The sequence below is a fragment of the Shewanella oneidensis MR-1 genome (assembly GCF_000146165.2).
Taxonomy (GTDB): domain Bacteria; phylum Pseudomonadota; class Gammaproteobacteria; order Enterobacterales; family Shewanellaceae; genus Shewanella; species Shewanella oneidensis.
In genome coordinates this window covers 3164420-3190130 of sequence record NC_004347.2, presented here as the reverse complement: position 1 = coordinate 3190130, position 25711 = coordinate 3164420, and the positions used below count along the sequence as shown (strand labels likewise).

Genomic DNA, 25711 nt, shown 5'->3' with positions numbered 1-25711 from the left:
TTATGTCGCAGGAATTTAATGTTGTCGTTTTAGGTGCATCGGGCGCAGTGGGTCAAACTATGATTGAGATCCTTGAAGAGCGTAATTTCCCGGTTGCGAACTTATACCCTTTAGCCAGTAGTCGTAGCGCCGGTGAAACGGTCAGCTTCCATGGCAAACAAATTACCATTTTGGACGTAGAAACCTTCGATTGGAGCCAAGCACAATTAGGTTTCTTCTCCGCCGGTGGCGATGTGTCAGCCAAGTGGGCACCGATTGCCGCTGAAGCCGGTTGTGTGGTTATCGACAATACCTCTCACTTCCGCTACGACATTGATATTCCATTGGTTGTGCCAGAGGTTAACCCGCATGCAATTGCTGATTTTCGCAACCGTAATATTATTGCCAACCCGAATTGCTCAACCATCCAAATGCTGGTGGCCTTAAAACCGATTTACGATACTTATGGTATTAGTCGTATTAATGTGGCGACCTATCAATCTGTCTCTGGTACGGGTAAAAAAGCAATTGAAGAACTGGCAAGACAATGCACTAAGTTGCTGCAAGGTTTACCCGCAGAGGCTGAAGTGTATCCTAAGCAAATTGCCTTTAACGTATTGCCGCAAATTGATAAGTTTATGGATAACGGCTATACCAAAGAGGAAATGAAAATGGTCTGGGAAACCCAGAAGATTTTCGGTGACGATGACATCCTCGTTAACGCGACTGCTGTACGTGTTCCAGTATTCTATGGCCATTCTGAAGCGGTCCACATCGAAACTCGACAACCTGCCGATGCAGAAGATATTAAAGCTTTACTGCGTAATGCCGAAGGAGTGGTATTGTTTGAGTCCGATGACGAATACCCTACCGCGGTAACCCATGCAGCGGGTACCGATCCTGTGTATGTTGGTCGTGTTCGTAAGGATATTTCCCATGCCCACGGTATTAACCTGTGGGTGGTGTCGGACAATATTCGTAAAGGCGCAGCCTTAAACAGTGTGCAAATTGCCGAGATCCTAGTGAGAGATTATTACTAGGCACTAAGTGTCAATGAATGCCCAATGAAAAAGCCTGCTGCCAGCAGGCTTTTTTTGTTTTACAATTGTGAACAGTAGCAGGGCTGGGATTTCTAGTTTATAGTAATCTCAATAAATACAATTGCCTAAAGCCTGTTATCAGCGAGATAACTTACATAGCGCTTCAAAGGGAAGGATTGATGAAATTTCGCACTTCGTATCTTCTTGGCCTAATGGCCACCATTTTGGCTGTTTCTTCCACGACCTCTTTTATTGATCCTGCGATTGCTGCCGATACTCCCAAAATAAAACCTTTAAAAATCATGGGCCCAGACGGACAAATCCGTCAAGTGAATCACCAATATGGCCCTACGACTTCAAAAGACACGTTTTGGAGTATTGCGCAAAAAGTGCGCCCTGATGCCAGCGTCAGTGTTTATCAAGTGATGGCTGCAGTATTTGATGCTAACCCCCATGCCTTTAACTCCGATAGTTATAACAGCCTAGAACGTGGGATGATTTTGCTGATCCCTTCGAAAGAAGTGATGCTATCCATTCCTAATAGTGTGGCCATTGCCCGCGCTGAACGCAGTGATAAGCAAGTCCGCAATACCGCTAAAGTAGCGACTAAGCCGGTAACTAAGCCGGTAACGAAGCCCGTCGTTGTCACTCCGGTGGTTGAAAATAAACCTAAGGTTGAAGTTAAACCTGAAGCGACTAAGACCGAAGTCGCTAAAACGGAGGTCGTGGCAACGCCACCCGCAACTCCCGTCGCGCCGAATATGGCGAGTTCCGATGTGAATACTCGCCTTGAGGCCGCGGAGAGCAAAAATTTATCTTTAACTGATGAGTTAGCCAGAGCACAAGATCAGCTCGCCGTGAGAAATGCCGATGTTGAAGCCCTTAAAGCCAAAATTGAGGATTTAAATCAACAAATTGCAGTATTAGAAGAAACTTTACAGGCGAGTAAAAAGCAAAATCTAGCACTGAAGGCCGAAGTAGAAGCCGCTCAAGCTCCATCAGAAACCGATGCGCAACCACAAATACCTGCTGAGCCTGAAGATGTGTGGCGTAACTTGATGAATAATCCGCTGCTTCTTGTTGCTGCGGCTGTGATCCCGGCATTATTGCTACTGCTGCTTGTGTTCTGGATGCTTCGTCGTAAGCGTAATAAAGAGCGCCGCGAGCTCGCAGCGCAGCAGGTTGCTATGACCGCAGGCGCTGCAGGCATGGCAACAGGCGCATCTGTGCTGGCTATGGATGACGATGACATTAACGACATGGCAGTGCATTTAGATGGCGACCATGCCGATTCCATCGATAGCCTATTAGATGTCGGTAGCGTGAGTCTGCAACCCGAGCAGGAAATGACTGATGGGCATGAGCAGATGGATATTGCCTCTGAAATGTTTATCGACTCTGGTGCTAGTACCGAGGCTGCGCCGCAATTTGCAGAGGACGAAGGCCAATCCTTGGATGATCTTTGGGCTGAGGCCATGGGCGATCAAGAGGAAACCTTTGCTGAAGAAAAAACTAAATCAGGAAACATTCTTGAAGAAGAGGATCTTGATGCTTTATTGGCAGGACTTGGCTCAGATGTTAGCAATGAGCCATCAACGAATGCGGCTTCTGACACTGAAAACTTTGATGAATTGGCGGATTTTGATATTCCATCAGAACCAGCTGCTGCAATTGACTCCACCGATGCCGATCTGGCAGCAGCGATTGCCGCAGAATTAGAGAGTGAACTTGAAAATAAACCGTCAGCTGAAACGGCTGACGATGATATTGATGCTTTGCTTGCAGGCTTTAACACCTCAGAAGCGACTGACTCAGTAACTGATTCTGAGGCAGACGACCTCGATGCTTTATTAGCGGATTTTGACAAGACGCCTGCTGAAGCGACGCCTGATCTTAGCGATGAAATTGCCGCAGAATTGGATGATGACTTAGCTGAATTAGGGGTTGAGCAAACCGATGATATCGATGCCTTACTGGCGGACTTTGATAAGCCAGTGGCACCGGAACCGGATCTGAGCGATGAAATTGCCGCAGAGCTAGATGTCGATTTAACTGACATTGGTGTTAGTGAATCCGATGATATTGATTCGCTGCTCGCAAGTTTGGATGCTCCAATACAGCATGATCCTGTGGTTGCTGCTGCCATTGCTGCCGAATTGGAAGAAGAATTAAACACCGAGCTGCCCGTTAGTGATGATGACCTTGACCAGTTGTTGGCGGGTTTCAATGCCCAAGATACTGCAGAAGTTCAAACACCAAGTGATATAAACAACGGCCATAGCGATGAGATTGCCGCTGAGCTAGAAGCGACATTACCCGAAGAGTTGACTGCTGCAGATGATGATCTTGACTCCCTTCTCGCCGAGTTTGATGTGCCAGAGCAGGCTGAAGCCGACGCTGATGAGTTTAATTTCGACCTTGAAACCACACACTTAGATACAGAGGATAAGGCTGAGGAGGAAGAAGACTTACTCAAAGGCATTGGTGCAGCCCATGCGATTGATGGTACGGATGATACCTTTGAGCTAAGCGACACGATTGCAGATCGTCGCGATGATGCTAACGAAGCGACAGATGAGCCAACCTTTACGGGTTTTGTTGATAATGAAGCGAATAACGTCGAGCTCGCGACTGCAACCTTAACGGCAGCGACTGCTGCCGCCGCTGCGGCTAAAGTCAAAGAAAAAGAGGCTTCATTCTTTAACGATTTAAAGGCGAACAAGAGCAAAGATCCCCATGTACTCGATTGGGATACTGAACTTAACTTTGCGCCGACGTCTAGTGCAAAAACCGAGATCCCTAAGCCTGAACCTGTGGCACCCGTGGAACCTGCGCCCGTCGATCCGCAAGCGGTTTCTGCGCGTCAACCTTTGGAGTTTGTATTAGACGAGCCTATTAAGAAGGTAGAACCTACATTTACGGTTAACACTGATAAAGATGATGACATCGTTGATGTGGATTTAGGCCATGAGTTTGATTTAAAAGCTGACCTAGATACTGATGATATTGATTTAACAGATGATAGTGTACTTGCCGCTTTCAGTGCTAATGTCGATATTGAGGATGAAGAGGTATTAACGCCTGAGGACAGCTTTGCCCTTGATGATGAGCACACTCTTACCGTTGATGAAGCATTAGCGGCACTTGATGCACAGGAATCTCGCAAGTCGAAGAAATTTGTGCCAGAGCACGATTTAACGCATTTCCAAAATGAGCATGGCTATATCGACATTGAAAAACTGCTCAATGATGCTGAGCAGGACAGCGTTGAGACAGATCTCTATCCTGAAATGGATGTTGAGATGAGTGATGTGGGTGCCCTGATTGGTGATGCCGCGATGATCGATGTGGACGATGAAGAAAACTCCGTCAATGCCAAGCTTGATTTAGCCCGCGCCTATATCGAAATCGATGACAGTGACAGTGCTAAAGCGTTGTTACGAGAAGTCCAAATCGACGGTAACGATCGTCAGCAAGAAGAAGCGGCCCGCTTACTCAAAGAAATGAGTTAGTTTTTAGGGGATCGATTTAAGACAAACGGCGCGCAGAGCGCCGTTTTTTTTATGGGCTGCTGTGATAAAATGCGCTGCTAAATTAATTGTGAGGATGTGTGGATGCGGATTGCATTAGGTATTGAATATGACGGGAGTGGTTATTTCGGTTGGCAGCGTCAGGCCGAAGTCGATTCAGTACAAGGGCAATTAGAACAAGCCTTATCTAAGGTGGCGAATGAACCCATTAGTTTGTTTTGTGCCGGAAGAACCGATGCTGGCGTCCATGCGACTGGGCAGGTGGTGCATTTCGATACCAACGCAGTGCGTAACGAAGGTGCTTGGACTTTAGGCGTGAATGCCAATTTGCCCGATAATATTGCAGTGCGCTGGGCAAAAGAGGTGGATGAGAGCTTTCATGCGCGCTTTTCGGCCACAGCCAGACGTTACCGTTATGTGATTTACAATCACAATCTTCGCCCGGGGATCCTGCGTCAAGGTGTCAGCCATTATCATGGCGATATCGATGCCGATAAAATGCATATCGCGGCACAGGCACTGCTCGGTGAGCAGGACTTTACCAGTTTTCGAGCCATTCAATGCCAGTCTAAAACGCCTTTTCGCAATGTGCACAGCGTTAAAGTGACTCGCCAAGGGATGTATGTCATTGTCGATATTTCGGCCAATGCTTTCCTACATCATATGGTGCGTAATATTGTCGGCTCACTGCTGGAGATTGGGCTTGGCAACCAGCCACTCACTTGGATGGCAGAGCTATTAGCATTAAAGGATAGAAACCAAGCCGCGGCAACGGCTAAACCGAACGGACTCTATCTTGTGGATGTGACTTATCCTGAGCCATATCAATTGCCCAAGTTAGCGTTAGGACCACTATTTATGCTGGATTAATCGTGCTAAGCCGTGTGAGCAAGACCGTGCGAGCAAGTAAGCGCGTTTCGAAGGAAGGAATGAACAGATGACCGTAGCCCCGAGTGAACAGGCTTCAAGTGTAACCGTACCCAGTGCAAATGCGCCCCTTGAACAGTGGCTAGCGTATTTATTATCTATTCACCCGACGGAAATCGACATGGGATTAACTCGGGTTTCTAAGGTGGCACAGCGCCTTAATGTATTGGATTTAGGGCCAAGTAAAGTTGTCACTGTGGGTGGCACCAATGGTAAAGGCACGACCTGCGCCATGCTGGAAAACATCCTGCGTTTATCCGGGCTGACAGTGGGCGTTTACAGCTCGCCCCATATGCTCAAATATAACGAAAGGGTACGTATTAACGGTCAAGACCAGAGTGACGAGGCCTTTGTCGCCGCCTTTGAACAGATAGAAGCGGCGCGCGGTAATATTTCGCTCACCTTCTTCGAATATGCCACCTTGGCGGGATTAATCCTGTTTAAAGCGGCTAAGCTGGATGTGGTGATCTTAGAAGTCGGTCTTGGTGGCCGTTTAGATGCCACTAACATGATTGATGCCGATATTAGTGCGGTGACGTCCGTCGATTTAGACCATGAGGCGTATTTGGGCAATACCCGCGAATTGGTTGGCCGCGAAAAGGCGGGGATTTTTCGCCAAGGTAAACCTGCGATTGTGGGCGAGCCAAACTTGCCCCATACCGTCAATGATGTCGCCCAGCAACTGGGGGCCAAGCTATATCGGGTAGGGACAGAATTCACCTATCAGCAAAATGGCCACACTTGGGATTACCAAGGGCAAGTGCTCAAACTTAAACAACTTAGCTTACCGACACTGCCCAATGCTGCGACAGTCATTGCCATTGTCGAGCATGGCTGGCCAGAAATTGCCGCCGATATCATTGCCAAAGGTATTAGCAGCGCGCGCTTAACCGGACGCTTGGAGCAAGTCAGTGAGCAGCCGCTCATTCTGCTCGATGTGGCACATAATCCCCATGCCGCAAGGTTTTTAGTCAAGCAACTCACGCCCATCGTCGCGGGTAAGCGAGTGTTTGCCCTGTGCGGCATGCTAAAGGATAAGGATATTGGTGGTGTGTTGCCAGTGGTCTCGCCCTTAATTGATACTTGGTACTTAGTGAGTTTACAGGGAGAGCGCGGCGCGCATGCTAGCCTGTTACGCCAAACCTTAACTCAAGAGACTAAGGCATGTGAGTTTGAGGATATCGCCACCGCCTGGACGGCATTAAAAGCGCAAATTCAGCCCGATGATGTGGTAATTGTGTTTGGCTCCTTTTACACTGTGGCAGGTTTTAAGTCTCTCTTTAAGCAGGATAACCGTTTTGTCTAGCCAGTTTCATAATCGATTAGTCGGCACTGTGGTGCTGGTCGCCCTCGGGGTGATTTTTCTGCCGGATATTTTAGATGGTAAGAAAGAGCGTCAAGAGGAGCAATTTGCTGAAATTCCCTTACGTCCTACGGCGGTAATGCAGAAAAACACCGATGAAATGTTTGAAGTGTTATCTGCGCAGGAAGTGGATGGTGAAGGGGCAGAACCTGATGAGGCATCCAGCAATGATGATACTGCGTTAGCGCAGGCGGTTGGTGCTGATCCTAAATCAGAATTGACGCCTGAATCTAAGCCTAAGCCTGAATCTAAAACTGAATTAGCGCAGGTTGTGGCCAAAGAGCAAGCTAAACCGCAGGTTGCAAAAGCTGAACCCAAGGCTGAGGTGAAAGAGGCGAAAACCGATACGGCAAAGGCTGAACCTAAAAAAGACAAGCCAAAGCCTGTGGTTGCGAAAACGGAACCGAAAAAGCCTGAGTCCAAGCCGACAACCGTCGCCAAAACCGAAAAGCCTAAAACCGAAACCGCGAAAACAGAATCTGCAAAACCAGCCAAGGATGATGGCATAAAAGTGGTCAGCCGTGATTCATTAAAGCCTGGACTCACCCTGCAATTGGGCGCCTTTAGTAATGCGGCGAACGTGAAGTCGTTGGTAGCACAACTGCGTAAAAGCGGGTATAAGGCCTACACCATTCCGGAGACACCAAAGGATGGCGTGTTGACGAAAGTGTTCGTTGGGCCGGATGTGTCTGAAGCTAAGTTGAAGAAAGTACAACAAGAGGTTGAAAATCTGACACGCTTAAAAGGCCGTATTGTGCCTTTTAATCCATTGGAATCTTAATCGCGAGTACTGAGACTGAAATAATTTATTTACCTCTCGAGGGGTGAGAATCGTTTCAGTCTCTGGTAGAATCGCGCCGTCTTAAAGCCTATGCTGGAAAGCCATCTCAATGGTTTGGATTGATTACGCTATTATTTTCGTTATCGGGTTATCGACTCTTATCAGTCTGATCCGTGGATTCGCCAAAGAAGCCATGTCGTTAGTGGTATGGTTCGCGGCTTTCTTTGTTGCCAGCCAATTTTACCAAGACCTCGCCATCCATCTGACACAAATGAACGATGAGATGCTGCGCAACGGCGTTTCTATTGCCATTCTTTTTATCACCACCTTAATTCTCGGCGCCCTTATTAATTACATCATTGGGCAATTAGTGGTTAAAACCGGATTATCAGGCACTGACAGACTGTTAGGTCTGTGTTTCGGTGCCATAAGGGGCGCGCTGATTGTCAGCGCGCTACTGTTTTTTATGGATGCTTTTACAGGCTCACCCAACGCCCAATGGTGGAAGGATTCTGTATTAGTGCCCGAATTTGGCGTTGTCATCCAATGGTTTTTTAACTATTTGGAAAACACCTCCAGCTTTGTACCCAAACTATAAAAAAGACAATAAATTTATCCTAAGTGATGGAAGATAAGTCAGTTTTGAACTCTGTAGCACCCTTGCGACAGACTCAAACCGAGGCGAAGGACACTAGCCGAATGGCTGGGGTTTTACTTCGTCTTTTACTTATATTTCAACATGAAAGGGCATAGAACATCTTACAATGAGGAAGCTTACCCATGTGTGGTATCGTCGGAATAGTTGGCCAATCATCGGTTAATCAGACCATTTATGATGCACTGACTGTGCTTCAACACAGAGGTCAGGATGCGGCAGGTATTGTCACCGTTGATCGTGGTGCTTTCAGACTACGTAAAGCCAATGGTCTAGTCAAAGACGTATTTGAAGTCAAACACATGCAGCGCCTACAGGGCAATGCGGGTATTGGCCATGTACGTTATCCTACTGCTGGCAGTTCCAGTGCGTCAGAAGCGCAGCCTTTCTATGTTAACTCGCCATTTGGGATTTCATTGGCCCATAACGGTAACTTAACCAACACACTTGAATTGGCCGAAGGCCTGATCAAAAAACGTCGCCATGTGAACACCACATCTGACTCAGAGGTGTTGTTAAACCTGCTTGCCGATGAACTGCAAAAAACCACGAGCCTCGATCTGACCGCTGACGAAGTGTTTGACACTATCGCTAAGGTTCATGAGCAGGCCCGTGGCGCCTATGCCGTAGTGGCCATGATCATTGGTCAAGGTTTAGTCGCATTTCGCGATCCTTTCGGCATTCGCCCTTTGGTACTAGGTAAACATGAAACGCCAACTGGCACTGAATACATGGTCGCCTCTGAGAGCGTGGCCCTCGATGCCGTAGGCTTTGAAGTCATGCGCGATGTGGCACCAGGTGAGGCGATTTATATTTCCCTTGATGGCAATCTTTACACCCGCCAATGTGCAAAAGAGCCAAGCTATTCACCTTGTATCTTCGAATTTGTATATTTCGCTCGCCCTGATTCCACCATCGATAATGTCTCTGTTTACGCTAGCCGCGTGAATATGGGGGCTAAGCTTGGTGAGAAGATTAAGAAAGAATGGTACGACCATGATATCGATGTGGTGATCCCTATTCCGGAAACCTCATGCGATATCGCGCTGGAAATCGCACGCTGCATGGATTTGCCTTATCGCCAAGGTTTTGTGAAGAACCGTTATATCGGCCGTACCTTTATTATGCCTGGCCAACAGGAACGTAAGAAATCAGTACGCCGTAAACTCAATGCCATCAATACCGAGTTTAAAGGTAAAAATGTCCTGTTAGTCGATGACTCTATCGTGCGCGGCACCACCTCTGAGCAAATTATTGAGATGGCCCGTGAAGCAGGGGCGAAGAAAGTATACTTTGCCTCCGCGGCGCCGGAAATCCGCTTCCCGAACGTGTATGGTATCGATATGCCAACGTCGAACGAGCTTATCGCCCACGGTCGTGATGCCGATGAAATTGCTAAACTGATTGGTGCCGATGGCATTATCTTCCAAAATCTGCCGGATCTGATTGAAGCGGTAAGAATGGAAAATCCTGAGATCAAACGTTTTGAAACCTCAGTGTTTGACGGACATTACATCACCAACGATGTTGATCAATCCTATCTTGATCATTTAACGCAGCTTCGTAACGATGATGCCAAAGCTGACCGTAATAAGGATATTGGTACTAACCTTGAGTTGCACAACGTCTGCCATCCCTAGGTTGAGATGAATGCACTCATATTAACTGAGAGCATGTTTTAACTGATAAAAAAGCCAGTGACTAATCACTGGCTTTTTGTTTATATATCTGTAAGTTAGACTCGTTTTTTACTTTCGATTGAGTGGCGGATAGACATAGGTTCATCCTGCGCATTTTTACGCTCAACCCAATAGTCAGCATGGGGGATCCCGAGTTTTTCAGGATCAAATTGCGGCTCAATTCCTTGTTTTTGTTGAGACTCATAATCTTTCAAACAAGTAAAGGCGACTTTTTGCAGCAGAATAATGGCAATAATGTTTAGCCAAGCCATAATTCCCACACCAATATCACCCATGCCCCAAGCTAAGTCAGCGGTTTTTACGGTGCCATAGACGGTCGATGCCATGATGATGACTTTAAGCATGACAGTCAGCCAAGGGCGATTCACCTTGCGATTGATATAGGCAATGTTGGTTTCGGCAATATAGTAATAGGCAACAATGGTGGTGAAGGCAAAGAAGAACAGGGCAATGGCGACAAACATATTACCAAAGCCTGGCATCATACTTTCCATCGCGGTTTGTACATAACCTGAGCCAGCAGCAACCCCTGCAATACCGGTATAGAGCGCGGCGCCATCTGGCCCCTGCACGTTATAAAGGCCGGTGATAAGTAACATAAAACCGGTGGCAGAACACACAAATAGGGTATCAATGTAAACGGAGAAAGCTTGCACTAAGCCTTGCTTGGCTGGATGGGTCACCGCCGCCGCCGAGGAGGCATGTGGGCCGGTACCTTGTCCTGCCTCGTTAGAATACACCCCGCGTTTAACCCCCCACATAATGGCGAGGCCTAAAATCGCGCCAAAACCGGCATCAAAGCCAAAGGCGCTTTTGATAATTAACCATAAAATCCCGGGTAACTGATCAATATTAAGGGCGATAATCACGCAGGCGACGATGATATAACCGAGCGCCATAAAGGGCACCACCAAAGTGGCAAAATTGGCGATGCGTTTTACTCCGCCGAAAATAATAAACCCGAGTAACATGGCTAACACGGCCGCGGTAACATTAGGGTCGATATCAAAGGCGGTTTTTAAGCTGGCGCCAATGGAGTTGGCTTGCACCCCGGGCAGTAACACCCCACAGGCAAAAATGGTTGCAATGGCAAACGTCCATGCGTACCACTTCATGCCTAAACCTTTTTCAATATAGAAGGCTGGGCCGCCGCGGTATTCACCATTGATTTTTTCTTTATAGACTTGGCCTAAGGTTGATTCCACAAATGCGGAGCTCGCGCCTAGAAACGCCACCATCCACATCCAAAATAGGGCGCCGGGGCCACCAAAGGTAATCGCAGTTGCAACGCCGGCAATATTCCCTGTACCCACCCGACCGGCTAAGGTCATGGCTAATGCCTGAAAGGAAGATACACCTGCATCGGTGCTCTTACCATCAAACATTAAACGGATCATCTCGGGTAAATGGCGTAACTGTAAAAAACGTGAGCGCAGGGAGAAAAAGAGTCCCACACCAAGGCAAAGATATACAAGCGCGGGGCTCCAAACGATATTGTTGACCGCATTAACAATCTCATTCATATAGTTCAACTCCAATATTCTGTTGTTTTTGCAGAGTTTTTTAGATATTTGTTTGTAAGTTTTGGTATTCGCAGACCAAATTGGCCTAAGGTTAAGACTTGTGTGAACGTCTAAGAGCTTCAACATAGCGACTTTTTCAGTTGCTTCATAGTTAAAGTTGTTAAATGTATGATAGTTTGATGTTCTTTTTTAACGTAAGGTGTTTTGGGCGGTAAAGCTGACAGTTGCAAGTCTTCTAGATGGGGTGAACTTAGGGAAAGTTTATCGTGGCTTGATATCCCGTGAAAATAGCGTTAGATAACGAGCCACAACAACATCCACAGTGCAAATAGCCAAGTTAAACTGCGGCGGCTCACCCTATGATTAAGCAGAAGTGATAGGCCCACGGCGGCAGGCATAAACTGAATAATACTCCAAGGGATCACTGGGGTATCAAGATTGAGTTTCTTCAACCCAAGCTCACAGAGTAGGCTTAACCCTAATAGCATTAGGCTGTGAAATATGACCAATTGATTGAATTTTAATACGAATGTGGGTTTGAACGCTGACTTTATAGGCAAGGTAGCTATGAGGGCTTGCATGGCATTCTCCTGATTTATCTCCAACAACTGACGTCATTTTAAATTTAGATGAGAATTGTTCTCAACAAAATTTACACGGCTTTAGTTTTATCAGCGCATTGACCGAGATGAGGTTGCGTTAAAGTTGATACTGCGATTTGCACTCTCTCCTGCTTTGGGCTAAATTATACTGTAATTATATCCAGTATTTAGTGTAGATATGATCCTCTATATTGCCGAAAAACCAAGTCTTGGGCGTGCTATTGCCGATGTGTTGCCAAAACCCCATAAAAAGGGTGAAGGTTTTATTGAAGACGCAAACGGTAACTGTGTGTCTTGGTGTGTAGGACATTTACTCGAACAGGCCGAGCCTGATGCCTATAATCCCGACTTTAAGTCGTGGAAATTTGAGCATTTACCCATAGTGCCTGAAAAGTGGCAGCTCAAACCTAAGGCTGCGACCCGCAGCCAACTTACTGTACTGAAAAAATTAATCAAGCAGGCTGATACCTTAGTTAATGCGGGTGATCCTGATCGAGAAGGCCAGTTATTGGTTGATGAAGTGATTGCCTATTTGGGGGTCACCGGTGATAAGTTGCAGCAAACGCAGCGACTCCTTATCAGCGACTTAAACCCTCAGGCGGTTAAGCGTGCCTTGTCGCAACTGCGCAGTAACCGTGAGTTTATTCCTTTGTCGACTTCGGCATTAGCGCGCAGCCGCGCCGACTGGCTCTATGGCATGAATATGACGCGAGCCTACACCATCCAAGGGAAAAAGGTGGGTTATCAGGGCGTGCTATCTGTAGGACGTGTGCAAACCCCGCTCCTAGGGCTTATTGTTCGCCGTGATGAGGAAATCGCCCATTTTCAATCTAAACCCTTCTATGAAGTTTTGGCTCACTTAGTCACGGATAAACAGCAATTTTTTAGTGCTAAATGGCAACCTAGCGAAGCCTGTCAACCCTATATGGACGATGAAGGTCGTGTTCTTTCGAAGGGATTGGCACAAAATGTGGTTCGAAGAATTACCGATAAACCGGCCAAAGTGACCCAGTTAAGCACTAAGGATAAGCAGCAAAGTGCTCCCTTACCTTACAGTTTATCGGCACTGCAAATTGATGCGGCCAAGCGGTTTGGGATGAGCGCCAAGGAGGTTCTTGATACCTGCCAGAGTTTATATGAGCGCCATAAACTGATTACCTATCCACGCTCCGATAGTCGTTATCTGCCTACCGAGCAACATGGGCTGGCAAGTTCAGTGTTAAACGCTATTACATCGGGTGCGCCCGAGTTAGTTGCCCACTCTGAGGCACCGAATCCTCGGCTTAAATCTAAGGCGTGGGATGATAAAAAAGTCGATGCCCACCATGCCATTATCCCAACGGAAAAACAGCCTAATTTAGGCAGTTTAAGTCAGCGGGAAAGACAGCTTTATCTGCATATTGCCCGACAGTATTTGGCGCAGTTTTACCCTGCCTATTGCTACAGTGAAACGGCGGTTGAAGTGACGATTGAAGGTGGCCTCTTTAAAACGAAGGCAAGACAGGATAAGTCCCTTGGGTGGAAACAGTTGTTTGCTAGAGAAGAGGGCGAGCGAAAAGACACTTCGAACACAGAGACCTTTGCACAAGACGACAAGGATAAAGATGAAGGGGAATATGCTGGCCAGTTACCGCCTCTCATCTTAGGGCAAGTTCTTCATTGTAACCAAGGAGAATTGGTCGAGAAGCAAACCCAGCCGCCTAAAGCTTTTACCGATGCCACCTTACTGGGCGCCATGACGGGGATTAATCGCTATGTAACTGATCCTGAGATCCGTAAAATTTTAAAAGAAACCGATGGACTAGGAACTGAAGCGACTCGAGCAGGGATTATCGAGTTGCTGTTTAAACGGGGCTTTATTCAGCGTCAGGGTAAGTCGATTGTTGCAACTGAGGTGGGAAAAGGCTTAATTAATAGCCTGCCACTTAGCGCCACTACACCTGATATGACGGCATTATGGGAGGCAAGCCTTAATGGTATTTGCCACAAAGACATCTCCTATCAAGGATTTATGCAGCCACTGCTAGGGACGCTTCATTCGTTGATCCAAAATGCTGGCGCCCAATTACCCTCAGCCCTCAATGGCCTAAAAGGACAGGGTTTTAAGCGTGCCGCTACTAAAAAGTCCGGTTATCGAAAAGCGGGAGTCAGAGGCGCTGCTGGCGGGAAAAAAGCTGGAACGGGCGCTAAAAATGCTAGAAATTCAGCCGCAGCATCTTCCACATCCACAACAGCTAAACCGACCGTCCCTAGACGGCGAACGAGCAAAGCGACCGCCCAAGCCTGATGACACAAATGTAATCAAACTGTCGCTAATGTTCGCGATTTGGTGACGATATTTAATTTATTCCGCGATATTTAATCATCGGCAATCATGGTATTTCGTGATTGCCGGATCCACTTCTAAAAAACACCTTGAAACTCAGCTTTTCCGCGCCGTGGCATACTAACTGCTTTGTCTTGGCTGGAGAATATAATAAGCCAATTAAATCATAAGATTATTTATGATTTAGCTGAATGAATAGGTGTAGATGATATGAAAAAGAAATTGCTTGCAGTGATGATCCCCGCGGTGTTGCTCACTGGTACAACTCAAGCGGTCGAGCTGTATAACGATCAAACCAATAGCGTCAATATGATGGGGTGGTTAGGCTTTGCGGCGTTAAATGATGGTCATGAAACTTCGGTTATCGATAACTTTTCTCGGGTGGGCTTCCGTTTCGATCGTCAAGAGAAAAACGGTTGGCGTTCGTTTGCCCACACGGAATGGGGCATTAACATGGTCACCAGCGACGATGGCCTGATTTATACCCAAGGCCAAGGTGGCGGTCAATTATCGGCATCAAAAACCTCAGATTTCCTGTTCAACCGTTTAGGTTATGTCGGCATGGCACACGAAAAGTGGGGTACCCTCAGCTTTGGTAAGCAATGGGGTGCTTACTATGACGTGGCTTATACTACTGACGTGCTCAATGCGTTTACTGGCTGGTCTGTCGGAGCTTACACCTTCGGTGATGGTGGTTTGACGGGGGCGGGTCGTGCTGACGCGGCGCTGCAATACCGTAATACCTTTGGCAATCTACATATCGCTGTGCAATACGCTTCTAAGCAAAATAGCGATGTAGCGCTTTATGATAACCAAGGCCATGCCTTAAATGATGGTTCAGAGCTGAGCTTCGACCCTAGCTATGGTGCGAGTGCCACTTACTACATTACTGATAAATTTAAGGTGTTAGCGGGTTTTAACCGTGGCGACTTTACTGGAAACCTCGCGGGTAAAGACGTAGATAATACCAATCAAATCATGGGTATTGGTGCGCAGTATGGTAGTTTCTATCAGTATGCGCCAGGTCGTGATGCCGATGGATTATATGTTGGTTTTAACGCCCATAAGAGTGAGCAAAACGAGTTAGTGGGTGGTGAGCTCTACGATTCTACAGGTGCTGAATTTATTGTGGCTTATCAATATGACAATGGCTTTGTGCCGAGTGTATTGCTGACCTATCAAGATCTTGATACTGATGAAAACACGGCAATTCAAGGTAAATGGACCCGCCAGTTTGCCGTACTTGGTCTGCATTATCGTTATAGCCGCGACACCATTATGTACGCCGAAGCCAAGATTGACTTCAGCAACATGGACGATAAGGCCTATGAAGATCTGCAAGACAATAACTACGCCGTTGGTATTCGTTATTTCTTCTAAGCTCAATGGCTTGGCTGACTAATTCGGTTGCATAAATCAAAGGCCACATTTTGTGGCCTTTTTCTTTACGATCCATTTTTGAGTGTTACACAATCCCTAACTTCTTCATTTTACTGCGCAGCGTATTGGCATTAATGTCCAATAACTCCGCCGCACCACCTGGGCCATACAGTTTGCCCCCTGTGATCCTTAAGGCATGGCTGATGTATTTTTTGGTCATCACATCCAGCGGCACCAATTTATCGGTGGCATGGCTTGGGTCGATAATCACGGTTTGATTGGATGGGGTTTTCACTTCTTCACAGCTTTGTGGTGCCAGAAAACGAAAGTCGAGTGGCCCAGCAGGATGCTGGATCATGGCGCGCTCAAGTACGTTGATAAGTTCTCGCACATTGCCCGGCCAGCCATATTGATTGAGGATATTCAGTTGGTCTGGTGCAATTCTTGGCAACTGCGGCAAATTAAACTTGGCACTCAGCTGCTCAATAAAATGTTGCACAAGTAGGGGAATGTCTGTACGTCTTTGTCTTAATGACGGGATTTCGATCGGGAAAATCGCCAGTCGATACCAGAGATCTTCACGAAACACCTCCCTGTGCACCATAGCTTGAAGGTTTCTGTGGGTCGCCGCGATAATGCGAATATCGAGTTGCACCGCATCGTGGCCGCCAACGCGGGTGATACAGCTATTTTGTAATACTCGCAAAAGCCGAACTTGCGCTGAAAGCGGCAGCTCACCTATCTCATCTAAAAAAATCGTGCCGCCATTGGCTTGTTCAAAGTAGCCAATCTTGCGGGATTCTGCACCCGTAAAGGCGCCTTTTTCATAACCAAACAGCTCGGAGTCAATCAAAGTATCAGGAATGGCGCCACAGTTTACTTTGATAAATGGTTTACCTGCACGTTCCGACAATTCGTGGATGGCATTGGCGATCACTTCCTTGCCGCAACCAGTTTCGCCCAGCATCAAGACTGTCGTATTGATTTTGGCGATGGATTGCACCTGTTGCATCACCTGTTTGAGTCCCGAGTTGGCACCCACAACGCCATTTTGAACATCTAAGGTGCGACGCAGACTGACATTTTGTTTCGAGAGCGCTTCGTTTTCCTTGAGTAAATTACGGCCCCTTAGATTTAATGCCGTGATCAGCGCTAAGGTTTGCATATGCGGCGCAATGAGGTCGGCATGGCGTGGTCTAAATACGCCTGTGGTTTTGGCATAAAAGCCGACTATCCCAAGGTGAGTATTTTCTATCGACATTCGCAGAATAATCAGTGAGCGAATATGGTTTATCACTTTAGGCGCGACTAATGAAGTAACAGGATCATGCTCAATATCATTAACAATTCTGACCCTTGGGCGCTCAGGATCTTCTAGGAATTGTGCCATTTGTTCAGGGATGGGAATGCACTTGTCTAAGGTGCAGCAATGGGTCTCATCAACATGGGCGATAAACTGTATATCATTAAATTGTTTGCGAAAAATATTCACATATAGCCCATCAATGGGCAGTTCATCCCGAATAAACTCAAAGTAGCTCTGTAGGGATTTCTCCAGTTGCAGACTACTACAGAGCCTTAAGGTTGATTCGTAATAAAAGTGTTTTTCCATTGATATTTCAAGTTGATCACTAAGTATCGTGATTGTAGATCTTTATATTTCGTGATTTTGTGCCTGCAATCAAAGTTCGCCACTTAAATACCTCCTTTTAGGTGCTTGGCACAGCACCTGCACTTTAAAGCTGACAAGTTCCAGTGATTATTGAAGGAAATCAGCATGAGTAAAACCCAAGATATTAATGCCGGGCGTCGCCAGTTATTAAAGGGAGGCATGGTCATGGCCGCAGGACTGGGGGCGAGTATGGCGCTGCCCGCCACGGCAAGTTGTGATTCAGCCCCTGTCAGCTTTGATGAAATAGTGGATGTGCTCGTTGTTGGCAGCGGTTTTGCTGGCATGTCCGCAGCACTGCAAGCCAGAGAATCCGGCGTGAAGGTGATGGTTATTGATAAGATGCCGGTGTTTGGCGGCAACTCTACTATCAACGGTGGTGCCATGGCCGTGGCGGGTTCTCCCTTACAAAAACAAGCAGGGATCGAAGATTCGGTCGATGCCATGGTTGCGGACATGCTGCGCGCAGGTCGCGGCATGAACGATGTGGAAATGCTCAAACTGGTGTGTAACGGTACTGCCGAGTCTTGCCAGTGGTTGATTGATTATGGTGTTCATTGGAAACCCTTCGTGCAGCACTTTGGCGGGCACTCGGTACAAAGGGTACTCCAAACCGTTGAAAGTTCGGGTGCTGGTATTATTCGTCCCTTGATCAAGGCTGCGCGAGACAAGGGCGTCATCATGAAAAATCAGACCAAGCTCGAAGGCTTTGTAAAAGATGATGCCGGACGGGTGATCGGTGTCGAAGTTCGTGAAGGTTTTTATTTTCCCAATGAGCGCACGGGTAAAATACGCCGCATCGGTGCGCGTCACGGCGTGATTATGGCAACAGGCGGTTTTGGCCGTGATATCGAATACCGCATGATGCAATTACCTGAGTTGAATAGTGATTTAGATTCGACTAACCATGCTGGCGCAACCTCAGAGGCGCTCAAGCAGATGATGCTGATTGGGGCCAATCCCATTCATTTAGACCAAATTCAACTTGGCCCTTGGGCGTCTCCCGATGAGAAGGGATTTGGTACGGCATCCCAGTTCAATACGATTGCAACCTATCCCCACGGCATTGTCGTGGACGTGCGCACTGGTGAGCGTTTTTTCAATGAATTAGCAGATCGTAAGGCGCGGGCCGACGCCATTATGACCAGACGGGATGAAAAAGGTCAGCCTGTTTATCCCATCGGTTTTACCAATGCAGCCGGAGCCAGTAAGGCGCAAACCTTAGATTGGGGCTTGAAATATAAGGTTATCAGCAAGGCCGAAACCTTAGATGAATTAGCCAAGATTTACGGCATGCCTGCTAAGGCGTTAAAGGCGCAAGTCGAACGCTGGAACGAGGCGGTGAAGACTGGCGTCGATAAAGAATTCGAGCGCCCGATGCAAGAGGCCATCGTGCTAGACAAAGGCCCTTGGTACGCGGTGCGTATGTGGCCGAAGGTGCATTACTGCATGGGCGGGGTGAAGGTAAACACCCAATCTGAAGTGTTGCATTTAGTTAGCAATAAAGCGATCCCTGGATTATATGCCGCAGGCGAGGCCACGGGCGGTATCCACGGGGCGAGTCGATTAGGAGCCTGTGCCGTTGCCGAAGGGGTCGTAACGGGGCGCAATGCAGGCCGAAACTGCGCCGCAGCGAGCGCGGTGGCACTCAAGCAAGCCTAGATTTTATTAAATATAACAAAATGTTGGAGATAATAATGAATAAATCAGTGTTGATGGCATCTCTCACCTTGAGTTTACTCTCAGGCAGTGCGTTAGCGATGGAACAAGTGGTGCTTGACGGTAAACATTTAACCCAAGATCAAGCGTGGGCAATTGCCGATGGCGCTAAAGTAAAAATTGCCCCACAAGCTAAAACCCAATTAGTGAAAGCACACGAACTATTGATGGAAGCGGCGCGTCTTGGTAAACCCGTTTATGGTCTAACCGTCGGTGTTGGGCTTAACAAAGATCACAAACTGTTTGATGCTAATGGCAAACTGAGTGATGCGGTGCTCGATGCTTCTAGAAGCTTTAACTTTAGCACCTTACGTGCCCACAGTGCGGGCGTGGGTGAGGCGGCACCCATTCGACTCACTCGCGTAGCTTTAGCGGTGCGGTTAAATACCATGCTGGCCGGACAAACCGGTGTGCAACCCGAAGTGGCCGAGCTTTATGAGGCTTATCTCAATAAGGGGCTCACACCCGTAATCCCTAGCAAAGGCACAGTGGGCGAAGCGGATATTCTGCTTTCATCTCATGTGGGTTTAGCCATGATTGGCGAATGGGAAGTATTCTATAAAGGTCAGCGTGTTAGCAGCAAAGAGGCTATGGCCGATGCGGGCATTACGCCATTAGTCCCAATGGGTAAAGATGCGTTGTCGATTTTATCTAACAACGCCTTTGCTGTGGCGTATGCGATGCAAGGTTACCGTGAGGCGAAACAATTATTGTCCGTGTCGCCAACGGTCTTTGGCTTAAGCTTGGAAGGCTTAAATGGTAACGTGGCGCCATTCTTGCCACAAACCAATGATATCCGCCCGTTCCCTTATATTAAAACTGCCACGAGTGACATCTTAAAACAACTCGATGGCAGCTATTTATGGCAGCTAAATGATGAGCGCCCATTGCAGGATCCGCTGAGCTTTAGAACCACGGCTTACACCTTTGCGGGCGCCGAGCAGGCGTTAGCCTCATTGGATGAAGTCATTAATATCCAAATTAACCACTCCGATGATAACCCTGCGGTGATTGTGGGCGCGTCAAATCAATATGCCCAGTTCCCGCAAGTGGCTAAGTATGTGGTTGAAGGACAGGGCGGCGTATTCCCAACCACTAACTTCGAACCTTTACCTGTAGCATTAGCGGTGCAAAACTTGAGTGTGGCGCTGACCCATGTTTCCCATAACAGTGTGATGCGCACGATTCATTTGTCCGATGAGCACTTTACTAAGCTAACGCGCTTCTTAAGTGCGCCAGAAAACCAAGGCCATGCCTTTGGTGCTATTCAAAAAGCCTTTGTGGATATGCAAGTGCGTAACAAACAGTTAGCGACGCCAGTCTCCTTTGATGGCATTTCTATCGCAGGTGGCATTGAAGATACCTTCACTAACCTTAAGTTAGCATCAGATAACCTGATCCAAATCGTCGATAACACCCGAGTCATCTATGGTTTAGAGTTATTACACTCTACTCAAGCGATTGATTTACGTAAGCAAGCTAACCCAGAGCTGCAACTAGGTAAAGCGACTCAAGCCATGTACAAGGCTTACCGTGCAAAAGTGCCTTTTGTCGCAAAAGATCGCCCATTCACACCGGATATCCAAGCGTCTACTGACTTTATTACACATTATTAATCTGCGATGCGGGGCATCATGCCCCGCCTAGGAAGGCTCTGATGTTAAAACCCGTATTTATTCTATTACTCGGTTTCATGCTGGCAACACCGATGGCTGCTAATGCAATGAATATCAAGGATTACCATAAAAAGGTGATGACAGATACCAATGGTAAAGTCGATTGTGCGGCTTGTCATGGCGATGAAAAACGTAAAACGGTTCCCGATGCGACCAGATGCAGTAGTTGTCATGGAGCACCGCAGGATGTGGCTAAACAGACTCAGCGCCCTGCGGATGCGGGTCACTCGGTTGAGCCTAATCCCCACGATAGTCTGCATTATGGTACTGACTTACCTTGTACTTACTGCCACCAAGAGCATAAAGAAAGTAAAGTCTATTGTAATCAATGTCATGAATTTACATATCCCCAGATGAAACGTTAATTTCATCCTTTTTAAACTCGCTCCCCTGCATTTTTTGACAACGGCAGTCATGCACCCAACCTTGTTGGGTGCTTTTTTTCCAAAAAAAAGAGTAATCCAACTCGGATTACTCTTACGGAAAATAGGTCGTTGAACGTTGTAGCCAAAATCACTCATTTGGATGAGGAGCCTGCACACAATGACAGCTTTTACTTAATTAACCCTTAAAAAAATTAACATTTATCTTAAGATGTCACCGCGGTTGAGGCTGATGAGCTTATCCAAGATCCGCTCACCATCCATTCTAATACCATTGTGTTCATATTCTGAGGTTAGCCAATACCTTAGGTTTGCAACTCGTTTAACGGTTTCAAGGCTGTAGTTCATTTCGACATACATATCTTCACTGTAAATCGCCGCAGCAACGGGCACACGGTTGTTGCTAAGCTGTTCAAGGTCATAAAGCGCAGGCCAATCGGCTTTATCTGCAAGGAGTTCCGCTGCGGCTTTGAGTGGAACTAAATGGCTAAATTGCTCAAACATCCACGGGTAAATCATCTCACCAGTAAAGAGAAAAGGCTTGCCAATCTTATAGTTAAAGGCTGGATATTGCTCCCGAACCCTGTGCGCCGACCACTGTGATGCATTGTGTTGGCAATAAATGGCCTCGTGTAACAGGGCAAAAATAGGGTTAGTGTTGTAGTCGAGCAACTGGCAGAAATGATTTAAAAATAGGGGATTAACATATTCACCTTGTGGCGTGCGCACCAGTGCTTGTTCAAGCAAATAGTAAACCGACTCGGGGCCTTGCTCCATGCCTAAATTAATGCCGAGCAGTTGCAGCATTTCGACAGTCAGATGCTCACCTGTGGCTAAATATACCGAGTTCTCCAGTAAATGTTTGGCAAGGCGGGTGACAAGATGCTGTGCATCGTGGAAGCGGTGAAAAAAGTCTTTGTTTTTAGCCAATACGCGCTGATAAGTCGCTTGATACACCTCATCACTGCTGCGTGTTAAGGAGGGAATGCCGCCAGTGATATAGGCTTCACTCACGCCTTGCGGCGCTGCGCTTAAATAATGCAGTACACAGAAGCCACCAAAGCTTTGACCGAGGATTGCCCATTTATCCGCAGGACACAGCTGGGTGCGAATCGCTTCGGCATCACGGACAATATTATCAGCCCTAAAATGGCTTAAATACGCTGCCTGTTGTGCTGGCGTTAGGTGGGCTAGACTTTGATAATTGATGGGGCTTGAGAGTCCTGTGCCCCGTTGATCGAGCAATAATACTCTAAATTCTTTAAGTGCCCGCCGGATCCAGCCGCTATTGCCCGCTGGACGCATAGCGGCAAAGCCTGGACCTCCTTGGAAAAAGACGATATAGGGTAGTTTTTTATCTTTATTTTCAATGGCGCAAAGTTCTCGAGCGAACACGGTAATTTGCTCACCAATCGGTTGTTGGTAGTTGAGCGGCAGCGTAAAAGAGTGTTTTTTGGCGAAAACACCAGCGAGCATCATATCGGGTTTCATCAATTAACCTTAAGGGCTTGTTGTTTATGGCAGATTGTATACAAAAGCACTGTTGTCGCAAGTTAGGATTATTTGATTAGCCTTTGGTTGAGATCAATTTTTATTGTAAAAAATTGAGTCATGATAAGCCTCTTAGCGTAATCTATCGGCTATGGATAACACGAGATTGAAGCTATGAAGTACCAAATTATTCCTGTGACACCTTTCCAGCAGAATTGCAGCTTGATCTGGTGTGAAAAAACCAAGCGTGCCGCGGTTGTCGATCCGGGAGGGAATGTCGACCGTATTTTAAGGGAAATTGCCAAATTGGGACTTACCCTTGATAAAGTCCTGTTGACCCACGGTCATATCGATCATGTTGGCGGCGCTAAGCTATTAGCACAACAAGCGAATGTGCCGATAATTGGTCCGCATGAGGCGGATAAGTTTTGGATTGAAAATCTGCCTAAACAGAGCCAAAACTTTGGTTTTCCCCACTGTGATGCCTTTGAGCCTGATCAATATCTGCATGATGGCAATACAGTTACTGTGGGGGAGCAAAGCTTAACTGTACTGCATTGCCCCGGCCATACACCTGGACACGTGGCATTTTACTCGGCCTCATCCAAGCTTGCTTGGGTCGGGGATATTCTGTTTAGAAGTTCGATAGGACGCACTGATTTTCCACAGTCTAATCATCAGAGCTTGATCCATTCCATCACCTCTAAACTCTGGCCTTTAGGTGCTGATGTGGAATTTATTCCCGGTCATGGCCCTATATCCACCTTTGGTGAAGAGCGTGAGCACAATCCCTTTGTGGCGGATCAACTATTGCTATAAGTGTACGGTTTGAAGGCCCATATTCGTGCATTGAAATTGTCCTCCCACATATTGCACGCCGGTAAGTCAGGCACACATTTGATATTTGGTGTGCTTGGCTAAATTAGCAATACAAATTCCTTCATATAAAGTTGATTCCCTCATAATCGTTGGCTAAATACCATCGATAGCCGAGCTATTTTGTTGCATATTACTACATAAGCCGTTGGTTCTGACCTGCTGAATCAGAGGCGATTTATGTAAGTATAATGGTTTGTGAGTCAGCACATTATTTCTTTTGAGTCCTCGGGTTTTACTATTTTTGTTACCTATTTCCGACTAGACTTATCGCAGTGGTTGGATTTGTCTATCGGGGGAGCTATGAATACAAAAACGATGATGAGTGTTGTTTTTTCCACCATAGTCGCCAGTGCGGTGATTACGGCGGTACTCAGCTTTAACGTCAAAAATAAGGTTGAACTCTTCAATGATGCGGCCAACATTCGCTACCATTCTTATCAAATAGCCGATGAATTGCGGCAAAGCTCCGATGATTTGACCAGACTCGCCCGCACCTATGCGGTGACTGGCGATGAAAAGTACGAAAAAATGTATATGGATATTCTGGCGATTCGTAACGGCGAAAAGCCAAGGCCGGAAAAGTACCATCAGATTTACTGGGATCTCGTACTGAATTACGGCGATAAGCCACAACCAGACGGTGCCAGTGTCGCCATTAAAAGCCAAATGCAAGCCTTAGGGTTTTCCGATGAAGAATTCCGTTACCTTGAACAGGCACAGCAAAATTCTGATGCCTTAGTCGCCCTAGAAGTTAAAGCAATGAATGCGGTAAAAGGGATTTTTATCGATCCTAATACGCAGACTTACAGTATTAAAGGTGAGCCTAATCTGACGATGGCGAGGGAATTACTGCATAGTGATGAATACCATAGGGAAAAGGCAAAGATCATGCAGCCGATCGATCAGTTTTTTACCGCCTTGGATAAACGCACCGATGCGCAGATGGATAATCGATTGGATTCTTTACACATGGCGCTAAATAGCTCGCAGTTTGTACTGTTTTTAGTGATTTTAGTTGCTGTTGGCGGTTTTATGATTGTGAAGAGCAGGATTGTGACTCCGCTGGTGCAGACCTGCAGCGAGCTACTCGATATTCAGAAATCAAAAAACCTTGCCCGCCGAATCTCAGTTTCCACCCAAGGGGAAATTGGTGAAATCGTCAATCAAATCAACTTATTTATTTCCTCATTAGCCAGTTCTTTAGCGACAACAGACGGTATTGCTAAGGAGGTTGCTGATCTCGCCAAACAAACCAAGGCCTCGATTCAAGTCTCCCGAGAAAGCTCTAATCGAGTTGCCAAAGAGCTTGATGCCAGTGCGAGCGCGATGGAGGAAATGACTACAACCTTAGTGCATGTAAGTGAAAGCACCTCTAATGCTGAAACCCGTGCGGCTGAAAATGAAAACCATGTGGGCGTTGGTCAGAATACGGTTTCTGAGGCACTTAATGCGATGGCAGTACTTGAAAGTGAATTTACAACCACCCAAGATTCAATGCAGCATTTAGTGAATGAGAGCACTCAAGTCAGTAATGTATTAAGTGTGATTAAAGCGATTGCCGAGCAAACTAACTTACTCGCGCTCAATGCGGCGATTGAAGCGGCAAGGGCGGGTGAGCAAGGGCGTGGTTTTGCGGTGGTCGCGGATGAAGTCCGTTCACTCGCGCAGCGCACTCAAGATTCCACCAAGGAAATCGACGATATTGTTGCCAGCTTACAAAATCGCACCAATCAGGTGGGCAGTTCAGTCACTCAAGCGGCCAACTTGATGCAAAAAGCCTCGGTTGAATTACAGCGGATAGTGACGGTATTTGATGATATTCGCCAAAGTACGGCTGCTATCCATGGGATCAATACCCAAGTGGCCGCATCAACGGAAGAGCAGTCGCTGGTGTCTAAGGAAATTGCGACCAGTCTTATGGTGATCCGTGATAATTCCCGCGAAGTCTCACAAATTATTGAGCAAATCGAATCGACGTCCATCAGCTTAGATAATCAATCTCAAGTACTGCGGACTAAAGCTGGGGAGTATCAGTTTTAATATTTAATTCATGGTTTGCCCCATGGACTCGGCATTGTTGACAAGGAT

Annotated in this window: 18 protein-coding genes; 14 read left to right on the top strand and 4 right to left on the bottom strand. The window is 46.9% G+C overall.

From position 1 onward, the window contains the following. Positions 1–2: 2 nt before the first annotated feature. From SO_RS14245 to purF, 7 genes are all read left to right on the top strand, one after another. Entirely contained in the window at positions 3–1019 is a 1017-nt protein-coding gene (locus SO_RS14245; protein WP_011072968.1) for an aspartate-semialdehyde dehydrogenase, read from the top strand. Between the two features lie 179 nt (positions 1020–1198). After that, positions 1199–4531: a FimV/HubP family polar landmark protein gene (locus SO_RS14240; protein ID WP_011072967.1), complete on the top strand. Its 3333-nt coding sequence runs from the start codon at positions 1199–1201 to the stop codon at positions 4529–4531. Between the two features lie 102 nt (positions 4532–4633). Next, positions 4634–5419, top strand: coding sequence for a tRNA pseudouridine(38-40) synthase TruA (truA, locus tag SO_RS14235; RefSeq protein WP_011072966.1), 786 nt, complete (start codon positions 4634–4636; stop codon positions 5417–5419). Between the two features lie 67 nt (positions 5420–5486). Then, a complete protein-coding gene (gene folC, locus SO_RS14230) occupies positions 5487–6782 on the top strand; it encodes a bifunctional tetrahydrofolate synthase/dihydrofolate synthase (RefSeq protein WP_011072965.1) in 1296 nt (431 codons plus the stop codon). After that, a complete protein-coding gene (locus SO_RS14225; RefSeq protein WP_011072964.1) occupies positions 6775–7620 on the top strand; it encodes an SPOR domain-containing protein in 846 nt (281 codons plus the stop codon). Before folC ends, SO_RS14225 begins: the two co-directional genes overlap by 8 nt. A gap of 109 nt (positions 7621–7729) precedes the next feature. Next, positions 7730–8218 (top strand): CvpA family protein, encoded by a 489-nt coding sequence (locus tag SO_RS14220; RefSeq protein WP_011072963.1) that lies wholly within the window; start codon positions 7730–7732, stop codon positions 8216–8218. 182 nt (positions 8219–8400) lie between these two features. Next, positions 8401–9915, top strand: a complete 1515-nt coding sequence (purF, locus tag SO_RS14215; RefSeq protein WP_011072962.1) for an amidophosphoribosyltransferase — start codon at positions 8401–8403, stop codon at positions 9913–9915. Positions 9916–10010: 95 nt separating this feature from the next. Here the strand turns inward: purF and SO_RS14210 are convergent, their stop codons facing one another. Both SO_RS14210 and SO_RS14205 read right to left on the bottom strand, forming a co-directional pair. After that, on the bottom strand, positions 10011–11498 hold the full coding sequence (locus SO_RS14210) for an alanine/glycine:cation symporter family protein (protein WP_011072961.1): 1488 nt from the start codon (positions 11496–11498) through the stop codon (positions 10011–10013). Positions 11499–11791: 293 nt separating this feature from the next. Then, on the bottom strand, positions 11792–12079 hold the full coding sequence (locus tag SO_RS14205; protein WP_011072960.1) for a hypothetical protein: 288 nt from the start codon (positions 12077–12079) through the stop codon (positions 11792–11794). Positions 12080–12278: 199 nt separating this feature from the next. Between SO_RS14205 and SO_RS14200 the strand changes: the two genes are divergently transcribed. Together SO_RS14200 and SO_RS14195 are read left to right on the top strand one after the other, a co-directional pair. Continuing rightward, positions 12279–14387, top strand: a complete 2109-nt coding sequence (locus SO_RS14200; RefSeq protein WP_011072959.1) for a DNA topoisomerase III — start codon at positions 12279–12281, stop codon at positions 14385–14387. A 249-nt stretch (positions 14388–14636) separates the two neighbouring features. After that, entirely contained in the window at positions 14637–15806 is a 1170-nt protein-coding gene (locus SO_RS14195; RefSeq protein WP_011072958.1) for a porin, read from the top strand. Positions 15807–15891: 85 nt separating this feature from the next. Here SO_RS14195 and SO_RS14190 read toward each other — a convergent pair whose 3' ends face one another. Further along, positions 15892–17418, bottom strand: a complete 1527-nt coding sequence (locus SO_RS14190; protein WP_011072957.1) for a sigma-54 interaction domain-containing protein — start codon at positions 17416–17418, stop codon at positions 15892–15894. A 165-nt stretch (positions 17419–17583) separates the two neighbouring features. On the opposite strand from SO_RS14190, the gene SO_RS14185 reads away from it, so the two are divergent. Genes SO_RS14185 through SO_RS14175 form a run of 3 tightly spaced genes read left to right on the top strand, consistent with a single transcriptional unit; the run spans position 17584 to position 21235 of the window. Then, complete coding sequence (locus tag SO_RS14185; protein ID WP_011072956.1) at positions 17584–19137, top strand: flavocytochrome c; 1554 nt, start codon at positions 17584–17586, stop codon at positions 19135–19137. A gap of 35 nt (positions 19138–19172) precedes the next feature. Continuing rightward, complete coding sequence (locus SO_RS14180; RefSeq protein WP_011072955.1) at positions 19173–20810, top strand: HAL/PAL/TAL family ammonia-lyase; 1638 nt, start codon at positions 19173–19175, stop codon at positions 20808–20810. A 41-nt stretch (positions 20811–20851) separates the two neighbouring features. After that, positions 20852–21235, top strand: a complete 384-nt coding sequence (locus SO_RS14175) for a cytochrome c3 family protein (protein ID WP_011072954.1) — start codon at positions 20852–20854, stop codon at positions 21233–21235. A gap of 219 nt (positions 21236–21454) precedes the next feature. On the opposite strand, the gene SO_RS14170 is transcribed toward SO_RS14175, so the two are convergent. Further along, entirely contained in the window at positions 21455–22744 is a 1290-nt protein-coding gene (locus SO_RS14170) for an alpha/beta fold hydrolase (RefSeq protein WP_011072953.1), read from the bottom strand. Positions 22745–22918: 174 nt separating this feature from the next. Here SO_RS14170 and SO_RS14165 point away from each other — a divergent pair, with 174 nt between their 5' ends. Then, positions 22919–23563 carry an MBL fold metallo-hydrolase gene (locus SO_RS14165; RefSeq protein WP_011072952.1) on the top strand — a complete coding sequence of 215 codons (645 nt, stop codon included), beginning with the start codon at positions 22919–22921 and terminating at the stop codon, positions 23561–23563. Between the two features lie 360 nt (positions 23564–23923). Further along, positions 23924–25663 carry a methyl-accepting chemotaxis protein gene (locus tag SO_RS14160; RefSeq protein ID WP_011072951.1) on the top strand — a complete coding sequence of 580 codons (1740 nt, stop codon included), beginning with the start codon at positions 23924–23926 and terminating at the stop codon, positions 25661–25663. Positions 25664–25711 lie beyond the last annotated feature (48 nt).

Bases quoted from the DNA above. Each gene is read 5' to 3' on its own strand.
- SO_RS14175 (WP_011072954.1), top strand. From the start codon at position 20,852: ATGTTAAAACCCGTATTTATTCTATTACTCGGTTTCATGCTGGCAACA.
- folC (WP_011072965.1), top strand. From the start codon at position 5,487: ATGACCGTAGCCCCGAGTGAACAGGCTTCAAGTGTAACCGTACCCAGT.
- SO_RS14180 (WP_011072955.1), top strand. From the start codon at position 19,173: ATGAATAAATCAGTGTTGATGGCATCTCTCACCTTGAGTTTACTCTCA.
- SO_RS14210 (WP_011072961.1), bottom strand. From the start codon at position 11,498: ATGAATGAGATTGTTAATGCGGTCAACAATATCGTTTGGAGCCCCGCG.
- SO_RS14220 (WP_011072963.1), top strand. From the start codon at position 7,730: ATGGTTTGGATTGATTACGCTATTATTTTCGTTATCGGGTTATCGACT.
- SO_RS14195 (WP_011072958.1), top strand. From the start codon at position 14,637: ATGAAAAAGAAATTGCTTGCAGTGATGATCCCCGCGGTGTTGCTCACT.
- SO_RS14245 (WP_011072968.1), top strand. From the start codon at position 3: ATGTCGCAGGAATTTAATGTTGTCGTTTTAGGTGCATCGGGCGCAGTG.
- SO_RS14205 (WP_011072960.1), bottom strand. From the start codon at position 12,079: ATGCAAGCCCTCATAGCTACCTTGCCTATAAAGTCAGCGTTCAAACCC.
- SO_RS14160 (WP_011072951.1), top strand. From the start codon at position 23,924: ATGAATACAAAAACGATGATGAGTGTTGTTTTTTCCACCATAGTCGCC.
- truA (WP_011072966.1), top strand. From the start codon at position 4,634: ATGCGGATTGCATTAGGTATTGAATATGACGGGAGTGGTTATTTCGGT.
- SO_RS14240 (WP_011072967.1), top strand. From the start codon at position 1,199: ATGAAATTTCGCACTTCGTATCTTCTTGGCCTAATGGCCACCATTTTG.
- SO_RS14185 (WP_011072956.1), top strand. From the start codon at position 17,584: ATGAGTAAAACCCAAGATATTAATGCCGGGCGTCGCCAGTTATTAAAG.
- SO_RS14165 (WP_011072952.1), top strand. From the start codon at position 22,919: ATGAAGTACCAAATTATTCCTGTGACACCTTTCCAGCAGAATTGCAGC.
- SO_RS14170 (WP_011072953.1), bottom strand. From the start codon at position 22,744: ATGAAACCCGATATGATGCTCGCTGGTGTTTTCGCCAAAAAACACTCT.
- SO_RS14190 (WP_011072957.1), bottom strand. From the start codon at position 17,418: ATGGAAAAACACTTTTATTACGAATCAACCTTAAGGCTCTGTAGTAGT.
- SO_RS14200 (WP_011072959.1), top strand. From the start codon at position 12,279: ATGATCCTCTATATTGCCGAAAAACCAAGTCTTGGGCGTGCTATTGCC.
- purF (WP_011072962.1), top strand. From the start codon at position 8,401: ATGTGTGGTATCGTCGGAATAGTTGGCCAATCATCGGTTAATCAGACC.